Below are 16,926 nucleotides of genomic sequence, written 5' to 3' on the forward strand. Positions count from 1 at the left end.
GTCAGCCGCCCAGCACGACGGGCGACCTCCGCCGCCGCAGGGGTGGATGCGGCTCGCGATGTCCGAAAACCGCTTGGCGGCAAAGATATTCGCCACCGCGGGGTTCAGGGGCAGTTCTTCGCGATACGGCGCAGGGCCTTCTGATCGGCGTTGGTGAGGGGTAGGTCGTATTCCAGCGCGACGGTGAGGTATTTGCCCGCGTAGAAGCAGTGGTTGGCGCGCGCGGGCGGGAGCCAGTCGGCGGGGGTGCGATCGCCCTTGTCCTGGTTGGCTTTTCCGTCAACGGCGAGCAGTTCCAGGTCGAGATCGTTGGCGAAGCGCATGCGGCGCTCCAGGGTCCAGCCGGAGGCCCCCAGATCCCAGGCCGCGGCCAGCGGGAAGACATGGTCGATCTGCACGGCCTTGGCATCGCCCTTGTCGAAGACGATGTGCGTGCCCGTATACGGATCGTCGAGGGTGCCGCCCACCACCACACACGATTTGCCGCCGGGGCGGAAGGCCGCGCCCGAGAGCTGGCGGGCGAGCACGTTATTGCGGGTATCGCAGCCGTCGCGTCCGCCGGGACCGTCCTGCGCATCGCTCCACGCGGGCCCGAACACACAGCGTTGCCCGGATTTACAGCCCCGGTCGTAACCGCCCGGGCGCACCCGCTTGGGCACGGTGCGCACCCGATCCAGCAGGTGTTCGAGGTAGGCGCGCGCGGGACTGCCCGGCGCGGGTGCGACCGGCGGGCTGATCACCTCGCACCCGGTGGTGCTCAGCACGACGATCGCGGCGCCGAGCGTCGCGAGCACTATCCGAAATGCCGACCCGATGGACCGCACATCCCAGATTTACCGCAGCGCGCCGGGGCAGTCGCGCAACCACGCGACTTCGCACCCCGGCGCGCCGGAGAAATCGGGTTACAACCAGGCGTGCGCGAGCAGATCGTCCGCCGCGGTCTCGGTCAATTGGGGTGGGAACCGCATGGCGGCAATGGATTCGGCATTGATCCCGTCATGGCCGATGAGCCAGGAGCCGCCGCGCTCTTCGCATTCGGCGATCTTGGCGAAGGTGGTGAGTAGAAATGTGATGGCGTCGCGCGCCTCGGGTGTGCGCGCCAGCCGCTGGGATTCTCCCGGCCGGGACAGATCGAGCCACACCCCCGCCTGTCCGTCCAGGCGCATGTCCACGATTTTGGTCGTGTCCACGAACGTGAATTTGCGTCGTTCCCACGGCGTTGTCGGCGTGAAGGACTGCTCTAGCACTTGGAGCAGAATCGTCATCTTCACGGCCTCCCTCGGTGTCGAAAGTGCCACGGCTCCGGATTGAGTCGCGGTTATCAGGGTGCGTCCCCGCCCGGCTGTGAAGCGCGCATGGCAAACGTCGCCGCCATTGCGCACAGCCGACCCCGCCATATGCGGTGACCAGGGGTTATTCCAGTATGTCCCGGTTCGCGGCAGAAATAAAGACCCGGTAGGGTTCGTGATTCGCGAGATTACGAATCGAACCCTCGGTAACCGCTCCGTGCCCCGGATCACGGTCTCGAGCAGGGCGGCACGGATCTGTCGGCCGGGGCTGGTTGGATGGTCGGATGCTGCACGGACTGTGGACGCCGGGATCGGGCTTGGTGCTGTGGCACGACCCCGATCGGGATGCCGTCGACGCCGCTGCGCTGCCCGATCCGCTGGGCCGGATCGTGGGGGCCGCGAAATTCCGGCATCGGGCAACGGTGCTGGTGCGGGGTGCGTACGGACAGGAGAAGGCACAGGTCAAAGCGCATGCGCTGGCTCCCGAGGCGGCCGCGAGCGTGCTGTTGCAGCACCTCCCGGACGGGCTGATCTCGGCCGAACTGCGCTATCTCGGCCATATCGCGCGCGGTATCGACCGCTGGGTGCGGGCGGGCCGGATCGTGCCCGAGGTGCGCCGCGACGACGGTGAGTGGTGGGTGCGCTGGCGGCTGGTCGGGGGTCAGCGGCAGCGCGCCTGGCTGGCCGAACTGGCCGTCGCCATGCCCCCGGCCCTCCAGGTCGCGGGCCGCCCGGCCGAACTGCTGGACAACCTCACCGCCGAGCTCACCGACCCGATCACCCGGCTGCACCTGATGCCGAAGGTGCCCGATGGATTCGGTGAAATCGATACGCGCGGTGCGGAAATGGACGCGGCGGCCCGGGCGCGGCAGACGCTGCCGGAAGCGTGGGCGGAGCTGGCGACCGCCGATCGGCAGCCGGGGTTCACCATCGCTGATGACAATGAGTTTCCCGAACCGCGATCGCATGAGCTGGTGACTGCGCTGCTGAAAGCCGTTCCGCTGGAAAGCGGTTCGCATCGGGTGGCGGCGGTGCTGGAGGATTGGCGCACGAGTCTGACGGCGGGGGAGCCGGAGCTGGTGCTGCGCCTGCTCGAGCCCGATGGCGAGGACGCGGCCGAGCCGGGGGCGCTGTGGCGGCTCGAGGTATGCCTGCGCGAGGAGGGGGAAGCGCCGCAGCCGGTATTGCTGCCCGGCGATCCGCATCTGGTGCGGCTGGCCGGGGAGAAGCTGGCGGCGGCCAAGGCGGCGTATCCGCGGCTGCGGGATCTGCCCGGCGACGGCCGCAGCATGGATATGTTCCTGCCCACCGAGGTGGTCATGGATCTGGTCGCGCACGGGGCGAATGTATTGCAGGGCACCGGGATTCGACTGATGCTGCCGCGCTCGTGGCGGATCGCCGCGCCCACCCTGCGGTTGCGGGTGCAGAGTCCGCCCGCCTCGGAGAGCGCGGTCGGATTGAACGGCCTGGTGTCGTTCCGCTGGGAACTGGCGCTGGGCGACACCACGCTCTCACCGGCCGAGATGGCGCGCCTGGTGCAGGCCAAATCGGATCTGGTGCAGCTGCGCGGGGAGTGGGTGCAGGCCGATCACCGCATGCTGGCGGCGGCCGCGGACTATGTCTCGGGCCGCACCGACGCCACCGAGACAACGGCGGGTGCGCTCTTCGCTGAACTCGCCGCGCATCCGGCCATCGGCGTCCCGATCGAACCGGTGTCTGCGACCGGTTGGGCCGCACAGCTTTTCGACGCCGAACGAAGTGACGAACCGGTCCCGGATCCGATCGGGCTGAAAGCTCAGTTGCGCCCGTATCAGCAGCGCGGCCTGGCCTGGCTCGCCACCATGAGCCGCCTCGGCTGCGGTGCGATCCTGGCTGACGATATGGGCCTCGGAAAGACCGTTCAGGTGCTCGCGCTACTCGTGCATGAACGCGAAATGGCGACGGCCACAACAGATTCCGGAGATCCATCGCTCGTCGGTCCGACATTGCTGGTGTGCCCGATGTCCGTGGTGGGCAACTGGCAGCGAGAGGCGGAGCGGTTCGCGCCCGATCTGCGGGTGCTGGTGCACCACGGCCCGGGGCGGCGCTCCGGAGCGGAATTCGATGCGGCGGTGGCGGATTCGGATCTGGTGGTGACCACGTACGCGCTGCTGGCGCGGGATGTGGAGGAATTGAAGCGGCAGCCGTGGGCGCGCACGGTGCTCGATGAGGCGCAGCACATCAAGAACGCCGGGACCAGACAGGCGCGCGCGGCGCGGCTGGTGCCCGCGCGACATCGGCTGGCGCTCACCGGAACCCCGGTGGAGAACCGGCTCGAAGAGCTGCGCTCGATCATGGATTTCGTGAATCCGAAGCTGCTGGGCAAGCCCGCGGACTTCCACGCCCGCTTCGCGGTGCCGATCGAGCGGGAGCGCGATGAGCTGGCGGTGAGCCGATTGCGTGCGCTCACTTCACCTTTCGTGCTGCGCCGGGTGAAGACCGATCCGGCGGTCATCTCGGATCTGCCCGATAAGATCGAGATCACCATGCGCGCCAACCTCACCGTGGAGCAGGCGGCGCTGTATCAGGCGGTGCTGGACGATATGTCCGCGAAACTGAAGGCCGCCAAGGGTATGGAGCGCAAGGGCGCGGTGCTGGCCGCGCTGACCCGGCTCAAACAGGTCTGCAATCATCCTGCCCACTATCTGCGCGACGGCTCGGCGGTGCTGCGCCGCGGCCATCACCGTTCCGGGAAGCTGGCACTGGTGGAGGACATTCTGGAATCGGTCATCGCGGACGGTGAGAAGGCGCTGCTGTTCACCCAATTCGCCGAATACGGTGATCTGGTCGGCCCCTATCTGTCCGAGCGGTTCGGCGTGCAGGTCCCGTTCCTGCACGGCGGGGTGAGCAAACAGCGCCGCGACGATATGGTCACCCGCTTCCAGGAGGATCCGGACGGCTCGCCGCTCATGCTGCTCTCGCTCAAGGCGGGCGGCACCGGACTGAACCTGACCGCCGCCAATCACGTTGTGCACCTGGACCGCTGGTGGAATCCGGCGGTGGAGAACCAGGCCACCGACCGTGCCTTCCGGATCGGCCAGCGCCGGGATGTGCAGGTGCGCAAGCTGGTCTGCGTGGACACCATCGAGGAGCGGGTCGACGATATGTTGCAGGGCAAACGCCAGCTCGCCGATCTGACCGTCGGCGCGGGCGAGAAGTGGATCACCGAGCTCGGCGATGACGAATTGCGCGCGCTGTTCGCGCTCGGCGCGGAGGCGGTGGGCGAATGAATACCTATATCGATGTCGGTGAGTTCGGCGAGCGCCGCCCCGTCGACGGCGGCGTCTCCTCGCGCAGCCGCCGCGGCGCGGCCTTCGCCCGGACCTGGTGGGGCCGTTCGTTCCTGCAGGCCATCGAGGATGTCGCCGATCCCGGCCGGCTCACCCGGGGCCGCTCGTACGCGCGCACCGGCCAGGTGATCAGCTATCACCTGGAGCCCGGTGCGGTCGCCGCCGAGGTGCAGGGCAGTCAGCCGCGCCCGTTCATCTCGGTGCTGACCCTGCGCCAGCTCCGCGATGAGCGCCTGCGTGAACTCGTCGACCTGGTGCGTGCCACCCCCGGCATGCTCGGTGAGATCGCCTCCGGCTCCCTGCCCAAATCCCTTGGCCCGCTGCTGCTTCCGAACACCGCGCCGGAATTGGATTTCTCCTGCACCTGCCCCGATGTGGGCTGGCCGTGCAAGCATGTGGCGGCCATCTGCTACGTCATCGCTGAACGCCTCGACGAGACGCCGCGGGATCTGCTCACCCTGCGCGGCGTCGAACTCGACGAGCTCATCGGCAGCGTGCAGCAGGACGGCAATCCGGCCGATGCGGCCGACCTGTACGGCGAGGACATTCGCCTGCCCGCCCTCCCGACACCCGAATTCCACCCGGCCCCGGCGGATCTGGATGCGGTCCTGCTCCGCCGCGCCCTGCGCATGACGGCGGAGGATGAGCGCAGCGCCGAGATCGGCTACCGGCACCTGCGCACGCTGTACTCCCTGCTGGAGCCCTGAGCTATCGGACCGTCGTTCTCGCGGCCGCCTTGACCGTGCTGCCGGAACGTGTGCCCAGCGCGGTGAAACGGTAGTCCGCGAAGTCGAAATGGCCTGCGCGCCAGAAGCCTTCGGGTGTGGTCATGGCGCGGAGCGGAACATCGCCGTTCTTGTCGAAGTAGTAGCTGTTGGCGCGGGTGCAGGAGTTCTGCCAGAACACCTGGGTGCCGCGGCGATTCAGCATCTCCTCGAAGAAGCGTTCGTTCGCCTCCTCGGTGACTTCGATCCGGGTGGCATGGCTCCCGCGTGCCTTGCGGAGCAGCCGCAGGATATGCCGGGTCTGCATTTCGATCAGCGCGAAATACGAGGATCCGTTGTAGCCGTATGGGCCGATGATGGTGAAGAAGTTCGGGAAGCCCGGCACGCTGACGCCCTCGTAGGCTTGCAGCCGGTGTTCATCCCACCAATCCTCCAGCCGGACGCCGCCGCTGCCGTGCAGATCGAAGGTGGGCATATTGCCCGATTCCATCACCTTGAACCCGGTGGCCATGATCAGCACATCGACCTGATGGTGTCCGGCGGCGGTGCGCACGCCGGTCGCGGTGATCTCGGCGATGGGCTCGGTGTCGAGCCGCACATTCGAGCGATTGAACGTCTTCAGATAGTCATTGGAGAAGGACGGCCGCTTACAGCCGAGCGCGTAGTCGGGCGTGAGCTTCGCGCGCACCTGCGGATCGTCGACCTGATCCCGCAGATGCGCCAGCCCGGTCCGCTCGCCCAGCTTGGACATGGGCAGCACCCCGTAATAGTGCGCCGCCAGCGGGAAGGTGAGCTCCACGAACGCCTGGGAGAGCCAGCGCGTCACCAGCTTTCCACCGGGCAGTCCGAGCAGCCGGTGCACCACCGGGGGCAGTGCGGTATCGGGTCGCGGCAGGCACCAGATCGGGGTGCGCTGGAAGACGACGAGTTCCGCGACCTCGGGCGCGATCTCCGGAATCACCTGTACCGCCGAGGCCCCGGTGCCGATGACGCCGACCCGCTTACCGCGCAGATCCTGATCGTGATCCCAGCGCGAGGTGTGCATGGTGACGCCGGTGAACCGTTCCACCCCTGCGATTTCGGGCAGTTTGGGCCGGGTGAGCACCCCGGTCGCGCCGATCACATAGCGCGCGGTGAGTTCCTCCCCGTCACCGGTGCGCAATCGCCACAGGTGCAGCGCGTCATCGAAATCCGCCCGGACGATGCTGGTGGAGAAGCGAATTCGCGGCCGCAACCCGTACTTGTTCACGCAGTGCTCGGCGTACGCCTTCAATTCCCTTCCGGGCGCGTACACCCGGGACCAGGTGCGCTGCTGTTCGAATGAGTACTGATAGCTGAACGACGGAATGTCCACGCCGATACCGGGATAGGTGTTCCAGTGCCAGGTGCCGCCCACCCCGTCGGCGTCGTCGACCATGAGGAAATCGTCGAAGCCCGCCTTGCGCAACGCTATCGCCGTCCCGATCCCGGCGAATCCCGCTCCGACGATAATGATCTCGTGATCGACCACGGTGCTGTTCACAATGCGTCCTCCGCGTAGATGATGCAGTCCACCCGATGTTCGACACCGTCGACGGTGCGAATCCCGAGCGGGGCGAGCCGGGCGATCGGCCAGGTGACGAGCTCGCAATGGGGCTGGTTCAGCGCCCGGTAGTACCCGCCGTGCAGGCGGACACCGGTGGCGGTATCGGGGGTGAGCTGCCGTCGCACCCAGGAATCGCGCACCGAGACGAATAGATTCGCGGTGGCGGCCAGCCGCAACAGGGTCGCGGCGATACCGTGCGGTGGCTGTGCCGTGCCCGGCAATGGCTGGGAAGCGGGGTCGCCGGGCAATGGTCGCGCACTGTCGCTGGGCAGCAGACCGAGCAGATCATCCGGTAGTCGGCGCAGTAGCTTGCGCCCGGGAATGGGCGGTGCGGGCAGTATCCACACCGGGTCCCGCTGGAAGACAGTGACCCGGCGGGCCTGCGCGGTGATACCCGGCAGCACCCGCGCGATCGCCGTTCCGGAGCCGATCACCGCAGCATGCCTATCCCGCAGTTCGAGTTGCCCCCGCCAGCGCCCGCAGTGCACCTGGGGTCCGGTGTAGCTGTCCGCGCCGCGTGGTCCGGCGGCTCGAACTCTGCCCGAATCACCCTGCCTGGCAGTGGCATTCATTTCGCCACCGGATCGTAGGTCAGCCCCTGCGACCAGGTCGGCGGCTTGCCGAGCACCCGCACCGGGAAATAGTCGATGGCCTTGTTCAGCACATCATTGATGCCCTGGATCGGCTGCCACCTGTTGATGGTGGCTTTCCCGTGCATCCGCACCACGTGGAAGAGCGGTACGCGTTTGATGCTGGGCGCGCGATCACCGGCTTTCTCATACCGCCGTACCGCATTCCAGAGCTTCTCCTCATCCAGGCCCATCGCCATGATGTTGGTGGACATGCGGGACAGCAGCGGTGTGTACAGCAGTGCTCCCATTAGCAGTGTCGGCCGCAGCGCGAAACCCGCCGTCTCGATGGCGATGCGCCGCATCGGCCCGGCCCCGAGCTGTTCGAGCACCTGGAATCCGACCGCCAGGTGCCGGGACTCGTCGCTGTTGATATGCCGGAAAACCTCGTGGCACAGCGGATCCCGCACCTCGTCCAGCAGGAATTTCACCAGCGCGCCGTCGAGCGCGCACTCCAGCGACGGAATCACCGTGCCGAGCACCGGCAGCGTCAGATCGTCGCCATACCGGTCCACCCACTGGATGACCATGCGAATGTTCTTGTTGGGCAACGGCATCTGATCGCCCTCGAGCATGCCCCAGCGCCGCATGAGCGCCAGTTCGGCATTGGCGTGCTTCTGCTCCTCGGCGTGGAAGTACCGGTAGATCTCCTTGAGCGGCCCCTCCGGCGCGCGTTTGGTGAGCGCCGCGAAACCGCGCGCGCCCACATGTTCTATCCACACGAGATCGGCCATGAACGCGGTGAGCGCGGGTCGCTGTTCCTCGGTGATGAGGTCGGCTCCCGGTGCGTCCCAGTCGATATCGACCAGCGACCACTGCCGGTCCTTGATGACCGTGAGCATGTCGGAATACGCGAACGCCATTGTTCACTCCTTCTCGTGAATGGCCGTCGTGCTACCGCACCAGTCGCTCCAGCAGACCGGCGGCACGGGTGTAGGGCTCCGGCAGTAGTCGTTTGGACTGCCAGATCAATTTGGCTTCGATTTGCGGGACGACATAGAGCTGACCGCGGTCAACGGCGTCCAGGGTGGTGCGGGCGATCGAGGCGGGCGGGCGGCCGGTCCAGCGCAGCAGCCGGTCACCCCATTCCGAGATGTTCTCGTCGCCGATCGAAACGTCTTGGAGGATATTGGTTTTCACTGCCGTCGGGCAGAGCGCGGTGACGCTGACGCCGGTGCCGGAGAGTTCCGCGGCGAGGGTTTCCGAGAGTGCCAGCACGCCCGCCTTGCTCACGTTGTAGGCGGCCATGCGCGGTGCGACGCCGAACGCCGCGGCGGAGGCCACATTCACGATCGCACCGGATCCGGCGGCGCGCAGGCGGGGCGCGAAGACGTGGCAGCCGTGGATGACGCCCCACAGGTTGATATCGAGCACCTGATGCCATTCGTCCAGGGGCGCATCGCCGATGACCTCGCCGCCGCGGCCGATTCCGGCATTGTTGACCACCACGTCGGCGGTCTTGCCGAACCACTGCTCGGCGGTGGCGGCGAGCGCCTGCACCTGGTCGATCCTGCTCACATCGCATACCGCGTCGAAGCCCTTGCCGCCGGTGGCGCTCACCAATTCGACTGTCGCGCGGGCCCGTTCGGCATCGATATCGGAGCAGATCACCCGCCCGCCGCGGCGGCCGAGTTCGACCGCGAAGGCGCGGCCGATACCGCTGCCCGCGCCGGTCACCACCGCGTCCGCCTGCTGTGTGCGGCGGGAACCGCCGAAGGGGTTGAGTCGCATGGGAACTCCCGGAGCCGAAGTGTCCGGTGCGGCAACTGGTGGCATCTGCCACCATTGGCCGCGCCTGCCCCCAATTAGGCGCGCGATAGGGCAAAATGTCAATGATGAACGTGCGCGCACCCGCCCGGACCTGGGGTGGGCGAACCCAGGAGGAACGCCGTACCGAACGCCGTGCCCGGCTCATCGCCGAGGCGCTCGCGATCTGGCTCGAAAACGGCTGGGCCGCAGTCACGATGCGCGGGGTGTGCACCCGCGCGGCGCTGAACGATCGCTACTTCTACGAGCACTTCGCAGATCGCGACGAGCTGCTGGCCGCGGTCTGGGACGAGGTCTGCCTGGAGGTCTTCGGCGAATTGTCCGGTGTGGTCGCGGAACACCTGCACCTGCCACCGCTGGAGATCCTGCATCGCGCGATCGCCCGGGCCGTCGCCCTGCAATTGGACAGTCCGGCCCGCATTCTCTTCGGTGATCACGCCGGGTCCCGCGTGCTCGAGGAGCGGCGCAAGGCCATGCTCACCGAGGCGACCGATCTGCTCATCGCCACCGGGCGGCCCTATCTGCGGCCGGGTTTCGACGAAGCCGATCTGCGCATGGGAACCCTCATGGGCATAGGCGGTTTCGTGGAACTGCTCACCGCCTGGCGCACCGGGGCCATCGAATCCGATACCGACCGCATCGTCGAACACGTCAGCCGCACGGCGCGACTATTGGGCACGCAGTATCTGGCCGTGCCGGACTGAATCGCACCCGTCCGGTCAGAGGTTGTCGATGCGGTAGACCCGCTGGGCGTTGCCGCGGAACACCTGTTCCAGCGCCTTCTCATCCGCCCCGTGCGCGGTGAGCGCGGTCGCCACCGCCTCGGCCGCATTGCCGATGCTCGTAATCGGTTTGTCCACCGGGAAATTCGAGCCCCAGATGAGCCGATCCGCGCCGAAGACGTCGAGGGCGTGCTCGAGCAGCGGTGAAATGCGCTCCAGCAGTACCGGTACCGGCGTCGGATTACCGCGCGGCGGCACCGGATGCCCGAGGATCGGCATCATCAGCCCGCTCACCTTGGCCACCACATTCGGGTGCGTGGCCAGTGCGCTGAGATCATCGCGCCAGCGCACGAACAACTCCCGCCGCTGGCCCGGATTGTGCCCGGTCTCCTTGCCGACGGGGCCGAAAATGCCCGCGGGCGTGCCCAAATGGTTCAGCACGATGGTGGCGTCGGGATAGTGCCCGGCCAGTGCGGTGACCTCGGGCAACTGGTTCGAGAACACCCACGCCTCGAAGCCGAGCCCGCGTTCGGCGAGCGCGCCGAAGCCATCGAGGAACGCGGGCGCGGTGAGCGCGCCCGGAGCTCTGTTGTGCGCGCGCACCTTCGGATCCGGGTGATACTCCACCCGGGTGCGAATGCCCCGGAACAGCGGTGACGCCGCGAGATGCGCGTCCAGCAGCTCCGCGAAACCCGGTGCGGCCGGATCGCCCGCGCCGATGATCGCCCCCAGCGCGGGCGTGTCCACGCCGAACGGCAGACTCGCCACCCAGCGCGTCTCCCCGACGGGCGCGAGCGGACCCTTACCGCTCCACTCCACCTCGATGTGCACGATGCCCTCGACCGGAACATCCCCGGCATCGGTGCGGTAGTCGGCGGGCAGATACGGATGGACGAACGGTTCCGGATCGCCCACGAATTCGCGGTCCCGCTTGGGAGCCAGTCGTTTGGCCCAATCGATGGGAACGGGCACGTAGTGGAACAGTTTGGCGAGCCCACTGAATTCGCGCGGTGTGGTCAGCGGATCCCACTGGTGGATATGCGCATCGACGACTGTCATGCCCGCAAGGTCCATGATGTCCCTTCCGTCCGGATCGACCTGCAGCGGATTGTTTCACGCGCCGCATTCGGAAACGCCGAAATCGGGTAGCGGCACCGGAAACAGCCGGGGGCGTCCGGGTGCCGGGCGGTCACAGTCGCAGCCCGGCTCCGATCGATTCGCCGAGCGCGATTCCGGGCGGCATGGCGAATATCGCGCTACCGGTGTGCTGCACCACGGTATTGAGCCGATCGCTCGCCGCCAGCAGGCGCTGTGCCCGGATGAACTGCTCCGGCGGATTGTTCATATACGCCGCGAACAGCAGTCCGGCATCGAGCTGGGCATGGCCGCCGTGTGTGTGATTCGGGGCGGTGCCCTCGGGATGATCGTGTGCGGGAACGGCTTCCGGGACCGGTGCGGCGGTCGTCGCACTGGTCGCCACCAGCGTGCCGTAGTCGTAGCTGTAGCCGCGCCGCAGCATGGGTATGCCGTGCACCAGCCGCACATGCGCGTCCGCCGGAATGATCGGCTCCCCGTTCGCGGCGCGGGCGTTCAGATCCACCGGATCGAATTCGGCACCGCCGGTCAATGGCGATCCGTCATCGCGCCGCCGCCCGATGATCCGATCCTGCTCCGGCCGCGACAGCATGTCCCATTCGGCGGTGCTCATCCGGATCTTGCGGAACACCAGATACGTTCCGCCCCGGAACCATTCGGGTTCCTCGGGCGCGTGCGCCCAGACGGCCGCGTCGAATTCGGCGGTACCGACCACCGGGTTGGCGGTGCCGTCCTTGTGCCCGAACATATTTCGCGGGGTGCCGCCGCCCGCGGGCCGACTCAGGAAACCGTGCTGGGTCCAGCGCAGATTGCCGAGACCGGGCATGCGGGCGCGCAGCGCGCGAAAGGCGTGGCTGACGATCTGCGGATCATCGGCGCAGATCTGCGCCATGATTTCGCCGCCGGTCCAGCTGGGGCGCAATTGATCTCCCGCGAATTCCGGCAGGGTCGCCAGGTGCCGGGGCCGTCGATCCGCCAGCCCCGACCAGTCCTCGAAGACCGCCGGGCCCAGTCCGAAGGTGATGGTGAGCCGGGCCGGATCGAGTCCGGTGGCGAAATCGGTGTGATCGCTGAATCCCGGTGCGCTGTCCGGCTTATCGGGCACCCGGGCGCCCGCCGTCAGCGCGGCCGCGGTCTCGGTCCAGGCGGCGAGCAGATCTCGCAACACCCCGCGATCCCGGCTTGCGAGATCGCAGGACAGGAACAGTGCGTGCGATTGTGCCGTGGTCGCGATGCCCGCCTGTCGCGCGCCGTGGAAAGCCACTGTGCGGGAATCGTTTTCGGCAGGTGCGGTAATGCGCCCGGCTACCGCGCCCGCTGTGGCCGCACCCGCGGCCACCAGGGCCGATCCGAAAAGTCCGCGCCGGGAGACCCGGGGCATGCCCGTAGAATTACTACGATCTGTAGTAGATCCGCTCATGATCACGAAGGATAGCCCGCTTCCGGCTTACCTTCAACCATACTGAAGGTCGGTGAAAAGTGCACGGCTCCCGGGCTATTGCGGGTCCATAGGCGAGACTGGAGCCGTGACCACCGAGAACGGCCGCCCCCGCCCGCGAATAACCAGCGCGGGCATCGTCCTGCTCACCCTGGCCAAACGCGTCGAGACCGAACTCAATACCGCGCTCACCCCGCTGGGTCTCACCGTCGCCAGATTCGGACTGCTCGCGCATATTTCCGCGCGGCCCGGAGCGTCGTTCAGCGACCTCGCCCGCATGTCCGGCGTCAGCGTGCAGAGCGTGCACACCGGCGTGAAAACCCTGGTGGCACACGGCCTGGTGCACGATCGCACCGCGCGCGCCGGATCCGCCTCGATCATCGAACTCACCGCGGAGGGCACCCGCGTACTGCGCCGGGCCGAACAGGTGGCCGTCGAGGTCGACGCGCAGATGTTCGGCCCGGAGGCGGATCCGATTCAGCGGCGGATCGGGCAGAGCGTGCTCGCCGCCTTCGCCGAACCGGAGTCCTGACCCGCCGCGATCAGGGGAGTTCGTACTCGAAGCCGATGTGATGGGTGCCGTCCGCGTCGACGGTGATGCTGCCGGTGCCGGTGATGCCCGCCAGCTCACCGGTGCCGCTGCCCGGCACGATGATGAAGTACTCATTGCTGCGATCGGTGCCCGAGGTGGTCGCCGAATGCGCGAAATTGAACGCGCCCGCCCGGCCCGCCAGCGCGCCCTCGAACGATTCCATGGCCACGTAGGTCCCGACTCCGGCGGCCTGATCGAAGGCCGAGGTGAACAGGGTCGCCGCGCGGCCCGCCACCTCGCCCTCGAACTGCTTCTCCATCAGGACGACGCCCACGGGCACGGCGGTGGCGATGGCCGGGTCCGGGACGACCTCGGTGGGTACGAATGACTTGACGCTGAAAGTTCCTGTTACCTGCACGAATCCGAGCGTATCGGCGGCGGCCGACACGCTCTTGTAAATACGCGTCAGGCCGGTCGCCGCACCTCAGACATTGCGCCGATACTGGCCGCCGACCATGAAGAAGGCATCGGTGACCTGACCCAATGTGCATACCCGCGCGGCATCCATGAGCGCGTCGAAGACATTCGCGTCCGAACTCGCCGCCTCGGCCAGCCGGGCCAGCGCGGCGGGGGCCTGCTCGCGATGGCGGTCGGTGAATTCGCGCACCCGCCGCAACTGCGACTGCTTCTCCTGTTCGGTGCCGCGCGCCAATTCCAATACGCGGTGCTCCGCCTCGTGCGGATTGCGGAAGGTGTTCACCCCGATCAGGGGCAGGCTGCCGTCATGCTTGCGCCGCTCGTACAGCATCGACTCATCCTGGATGCGGCCGCGCTGATAGCCGGTCTCCATGGCCCCGAGTACGCCGCCGCGCTCACTGATCCGATCGAATTCGCGCAGTACCGCCTCCTCCACCAGATCGGTCAGCTCATCGATGATGAAACTGCCCTGCAGCGGATTCTCATTCATCGCCAGTCCCCACTCGCGATTGATGATGAGCTGAATGGCCAGCGCCCGTCGCACCGATTCCTCGGTCGGTGTGGTGACGGCCTCGTCATAGGCATTGGTGTGCAGGCTGTTGCAATTGTCGTAGACCGCGATCAGCGCCTGCAAGGTGGTGCGAATATCGTTGAAGCTCATCTCCTGTGCGTGCAGTGAGCGGCCCGAGGTCTGCACGTGATACTTCAATTTCTGCGACCGTTCGTTCGCCCCGTACCGATCCCGCATGGCCACCGCCCAGATGCGGCGGGCGACCCGGCCGATCACCGAATACTCCGCGTCCATGCCATTGGAGAAGAAGAACGACAGATTCGGCGCGAAATCGTCGATATCCATACCGCGCGCCAGATACGCCTCCACGTAGGTGAATCCGTTGGCCAGGGTGAAGGCCAGCTGGCTGATCGGATTAGCCCCGGCCTCGGCGATGTGATAGCCGGAGATGGACACCGAGTAGAAATTGCGAACGCTGTTGCGCACGAACCATTCCTGGATATCGGCCATCATGCGCAGGCTGAATTCGGTGGAGAAGATGCAGGTGTTCTGGCCCTGATCCTCCTTGAGAATGTCCGCCTGCACGGTGCCGCGCACGGTGGACAGGGTCCGCGCGCGCAGGTCCGCTGCCTCCTCTGCGGTCGGCTCGCGACCCTGCGCGGCCGAGAACTGTTCCAGCGCTTGATCGATCGCGGCATTGAGGTAGAACGCCAGAATCGTCGGCGCGGGACCGTTGATGGTCATCGATACCGACGTGCTCGGCGCGTCCAGATCGAAACCGTCGTACAGCGCCTTCATATCGTCCAGCGTGGCGATGGAAACACCGGACGTGCCGACCTTGCCGTAGATATCCGGGCGTTCCGCCGGATCGTGCCCGTACAGCGTCACCGAATCGAAGGCCGTCGAAAGTCGTTTGGCGTCAGCGTGTTCGGACAGCACCTTGAATCGACGATTGGTGCGGAAGGCATCGCCCTCGCCCGCGAACATGCGCGCGGGATCCTCATTGTCCCGCTTGAACGGGAACACCCCGGCCGTGAACGGGAACCGGCCCGGCAGATTCTCCGACCGCAGGAACCGCAGCAGCTCACCGTGATCGGTGAACCGGGGGAGTGCGACGCGGGGAATCGAACTGCCGGACAAGGTTTCCCGCCGCAGCCGCGTGCGCAACTCCTTATCCCTGATCCGCACGACCTGCTCATCGCCCCGATAGGACTCGGCGACCGCGGGCCAGGCAGCCAGCAGTTCGGCATTCTCCGGGGACAGCGCTTTTTTGGAATCCGTGAGCAGTTCCGCGACGGCGGCATCCCCGGGCAGTTCCGCGAGCACCTGCTCCACCCGCTGAACCCGTTGCGCCGCAACGATCTGCCGCTCCGTCGCGGCGTGATAGTCGCGGATGGTCTCGGCTATCTCGGCCAGGTACCGCACGCGCGCGGGTGGGATGATCTGCGCGAACCGGGTCGAGGACCGGGTGTCGACGCGGGGCAGCACGCCCGGTTCCAGGGGCAGGCCCTTTTCGCCGAGCAGACCGCTCAGATGCTGGTAGAGCGCTGTCACGCCGTCATCGTTGAAGGTCGCGGCGCTGGTGCCGAATACCGGCATATCCTCCGGCAGGGCGTGGAACGCCTCCCGGTTGCGCACCAGCTGCCGCGACACATCGCGCAACGCGTCCTCCGCGCCGCGCCGCTCGAACTTGTTGACCGCCACCACATCCGCGTAATCCAGCATGTCGATCTTCTCCAGCTGGGAGGCCGCGCCGAACTCGGGCGTCATCACGTAGAGCGAGACGTCCACGTGTTCGGCGACCGCCGCGTCACCCTGTCCGATACCCGGCGTCTCCAGCACGATCAGATCGAAACCCGCTGCCTTGCAGGCGATCACCATCTGATCGATATTCCGCGGCAGCTCCCGCTCACCCCGGGTGGCGAGGGAACGGAAGTACACCCGCTCCCCGTCGAGGGCGTTCATGCGAATGCGATCACCGAGCAGCGCACCACCGCCGCGCCGCCGCGTCGGATCGACCGCGAGCACCGCCACCCGCAGCTTGTCCTGCTGATCGGTGCGCAACCGTCGAATGAGTTCATCGGTGAGAGAAGACTTTCCGGACCCGCCGGTGCCGGTGATGCCGAGGACCGGCACCCGCCGCGCACTCGCCGCCGCGGTCAACTCGGCCATATCCGCCGACGGCAGCGTGTCCTGCTGCAAACAGGTGAGCGCCCGTGCCAGCGCCGCCCGATCCCCGCTGAGCACCGCCTCCACCGGCGCGGGCGTGGTGGACAGATCCACATCGCAGCCCGCGATCAGTTGATTGATCATGCCGGGCAAGCCGAGTCGCTGTCCGTCCTCCGGGGAGAAGATGGTGACCCCGGCGGCCGCGAGCCGTTCGATCTCCGCCGGAATGATCACCCCGCCGCCCCCGCCGAAGATGCGCACGTGCCCGGCCCCGGCCTCGCGCAGCGCGGTCGCCAGGTACTCGAAGTACTCGATATGCCCGCCCTGATACGAGCTGACCGCGACGCCCTGCACATCCTCGCTGACCGCCGCGTCCACCACCTCACGCACGGCGCGGTTATGTCCGAGGTGAATCACCTCGGCCCCCTGCCCCTGCAGGATTCTGCGCATGATGTTGATGGCCGCGTCATGGCCGTCGAACAGCGCCGCCGAGGTCACGAACCGCACCGGGTTCGCTGGAACATGCAGATCGGCCATGGGAATCCTCCGCGTCTACGGCCGCACAGTTGATACCCCAATAGTAGGACGTCAAATCAAATTGGGCGTGAGATCCGCCACAGCAACATCTCTGGAAATAGATGGATGTCCAACTATATGG

General features: G+C 67.0%; 14 protein-coding genes. 4 read left to right on the top strand and 10 right to left on the bottom strand.

What is annotated here, in order from left to right:
* Window positions 1–104: 104 nt before the first annotated feature.
* Together AB0L82_RS34850 and AB0L82_RS34855 are read right to left on the bottom strand one after the other, a co-directional pair.
* Entirely contained in the window at window positions 105–770 is a 666-nt protein-coding gene (locus tag AB0L82_RS34850; protein ID WP_364646541.1) for an HNH endonuclease family protein, read from the bottom strand.
* Between the two features lie 132 nt (window positions 771–902).
* Complete coding sequence (locus AB0L82_RS34855; RefSeq protein ID WP_364646350.1) at window positions 903–1,265, bottom strand: hypothetical protein; 363 nt, start codon at window positions 1,263–1,265, stop codon at window positions 903–905.
* Window positions 1,266–1,573: 308 nt separating this feature from the next.
* Here AB0L82_RS34855 and AB0L82_RS34860 point away from each other — a divergent pair, with 308 nt between their 5' ends.
* Together AB0L82_RS34860 and AB0L82_RS34865 are read left to right on the top strand one after the other, a co-directional pair.
* Complete coding sequence (locus AB0L82_RS34860) at window positions 1,574–4,558, top strand: DEAD/DEAH box helicase (protein ID WP_364646353.1); 2,985 nt, start codon at window positions 1,574–1,576, stop codon at window positions 4,556–4,558.
* Window positions 4,555–5,325, top strand: coding sequence for an SWIM zinc finger family protein (locus tag AB0L82_RS34865; RefSeq protein ID WP_364646356.1), 771 nt, complete (start codon window positions 4,555–4,557; stop codon window positions 5,323–5,325). Before AB0L82_RS34860 ends, AB0L82_RS34865 begins: the two co-directional genes overlap by 4 nt.
* A gap of 1 nt (window position 5,326) precedes the next feature.
* On the opposite strand, the gene AB0L82_RS34870 is transcribed toward AB0L82_RS34865, so the two are convergent.
* The 4 genes from AB0L82_RS34870 to AB0L82_RS34885 are packed head-to-tail and all read right to left on the bottom strand — an operon-like array spanning window position 5,327 to window position 9,288.
* Window positions 5,327–6,865, bottom strand: a complete 1,539-nt coding sequence (locus tag AB0L82_RS34870) for an NAD(P)/FAD-dependent oxidoreductase (RefSeq protein ID WP_364646359.1) — start codon at window positions 6,863–6,865, stop codon at window positions 5,327–5,329.
* A complete protein-coding gene (locus AB0L82_RS34875; protein WP_364646362.1) occupies window positions 6,862–7,500 on the bottom strand; it encodes a hypothetical protein in 639 nt (212 codons plus the stop codon). Before AB0L82_RS34875 ends, AB0L82_RS34870 begins: the two co-directional genes overlap by 4 nt.
* Complete coding sequence (locus AB0L82_RS34880) at window positions 7,497–8,420, bottom strand: ferritin-like domain-containing protein (protein WP_364646364.1); 924 nt, start codon at window positions 8,418–8,420, stop codon at window positions 7,497–7,499. Before AB0L82_RS34880 ends, AB0L82_RS34875 begins: the two co-directional genes overlap by 4 nt.
* A 31-nt stretch (window positions 8,421–8,451) precedes the next feature.
* Window positions 8,452–9,288 carry an SDR family NAD(P)-dependent oxidoreductase gene (locus AB0L82_RS34885; RefSeq protein WP_364646367.1) on the bottom strand — a complete coding sequence of 279 codons (837 nt, stop codon included), beginning with the start codon at window positions 9,286–9,288 and terminating at the stop codon, window positions 8,452–8,454.
* Between the two features lie 104 nt (window positions 9,289–9,392).
* On the opposite strand from AB0L82_RS34885, the gene AB0L82_RS34890 reads away from it, so the two are divergent.
* Window positions 9,393–10,028 (top strand): TetR/AcrR family transcriptional regulator, encoded by a 636-nt coding sequence (locus AB0L82_RS34890; protein WP_364646370.1) that lies wholly within the window; start codon window positions 9,393–9,395, stop codon window positions 10,026–10,028.
* A 15-nt stretch (window positions 10,029–10,043) separates the two neighbouring features.
* Here AB0L82_RS34890 and AB0L82_RS34895 read toward each other — a convergent pair whose 3' ends face one another.
* Together AB0L82_RS34895 and AB0L82_RS34900 are read right to left on the bottom strand one after the other, a co-directional pair.
* The gene (locus AB0L82_RS34895; protein WP_364646373.1) at window positions 10,044–11,105 is read right to left on the bottom strand and encodes an amidohydrolase family protein; all 1,062 of its coding nucleotides are present in this window, start codon (window positions 11,103–11,105) and stop codon (window positions 10,044–10,046) included.
* Between the two features lie 130 nt (window positions 11,106–11,235).
* The gene (locus tag AB0L82_RS34900) at window positions 11,236–12,522 is read right to left on the bottom strand and encodes a Dyp-type peroxidase (protein ID WP_364646376.1); all 1,287 of its coding nucleotides are present in this window, start codon (window positions 12,520–12,522) and stop codon (window positions 11,236–11,238) included.
* A gap of 145 nt (window positions 12,523–12,667) precedes the next feature.
* On the opposite strand from AB0L82_RS34900, the gene AB0L82_RS34905 reads away from it, so the two are divergent.
* Window positions 12,668–13,111 (top strand): MarR family winged helix-turn-helix transcriptional regulator, encoded by a 444-nt coding sequence (locus AB0L82_RS34905; RefSeq protein ID WP_364646379.1) that lies wholly within the window; start codon window positions 12,668–12,670, stop codon window positions 13,109–13,111.
* A 10-nt stretch (window positions 13,112–13,121) separates the two neighbouring features.
* Here the strand turns inward: AB0L82_RS34905 and AB0L82_RS34910 are convergent, their stop codons facing one another.
* Both AB0L82_RS34910 and icmF read right to left on the bottom strand, forming a co-directional pair.
* On the bottom strand, window positions 13,122–13,529 hold the full coding sequence (locus AB0L82_RS34910) for a DUF3224 domain-containing protein (RefSeq protein ID WP_364646382.1): 408 nt from the start codon (window positions 13,527–13,529) through the stop codon (window positions 13,122–13,124).
* Between the two features lie 66 nt (window positions 13,530–13,595).
* Entirely contained in the window at window positions 13,596–16,805 is a 3,210-nt protein-coding gene (gene icmF, locus AB0L82_RS34915; RefSeq protein WP_364646385.1) for a fused isobutyryl-CoA mutase/GTPase IcmF, read from the bottom strand.
* Between the last annotated feature and the right edge of the window lie 121 nt (window positions 16,806–16,926).

The sequence above is a fragment of the Nocardia sp. NPDC052001 genome (assembly GCF_040680615.1).
GTDB lineage: Bacteria > Actinomycetota > Actinomycetes > Mycobacteriales > Mycobacteriaceae > Nocardia.

Bases quoted from the DNA above. Each gene is read 5' to 3' on its own strand.
- AB0L82_RS34895 (WP_364646373.1), bottom strand. From the start codon at position 11,105: ATGACAGTCGTCGATGCGCATATCCACCAGTGGGATCCGCTGACCACA.
- AB0L82_RS34900 (WP_364646376.1), bottom strand. From the start codon at position 12,522: ATGCCCCGGGTCTCCCGGCGCGGACTTTTCGGATCGGCCCTGGTGGCC.
- AB0L82_RS34860 (WP_364646353.1), top strand. From the start codon at position 1,574: ATGCTGCACGGACTGTGGACGCCGGGATCGGGCTTGGTGCTGTGGCAC.
- AB0L82_RS34890 (WP_364646370.1), top strand. From the start codon at position 9,393: ATGAACGTGCGCGCACCCGCCCGGACCTGGGGTGGGCGAACCCAGGAG.
- AB0L82_RS34855 (WP_364646350.1), bottom strand. From the start codon at position 1,265: ATGACGATTCTGCTCCAAGTGCTAGAGCAGTCCTTCACGCCGACAACG.
- AB0L82_RS34865 (WP_364646356.1), top strand. From the start codon at position 4,555: ATGAATACCTATATCGATGTCGGTGAGTTCGGCGAGCGCCGCCCCGTC.
- AB0L82_RS34885 (WP_364646367.1), bottom strand. From the start codon at position 9,288: ATGCGACTCAACCCCTTCGGCGGTTCCCGCCGCACACAGCAGGCGGAC.
- icmF (WP_364646385.1), bottom strand. From the start codon at position 16,805: ATGGCCGATCTGCATGTTCCAGCGAACCCGGTGCGGTTCGTGACCTCG.
- AB0L82_RS34875 (WP_364646362.1), bottom strand. From the start codon at position 7,500: ATGAATGCCACTGCCAGGCAGGGTGATTCGGGCAGAGTTCGAGCCGCC.
- AB0L82_RS34880 (WP_364646364.1), bottom strand. From the start codon at position 8,420: ATGGCGTTCGCGTATTCCGACATGCTCACGGTCATCAAGGACCGGCAG.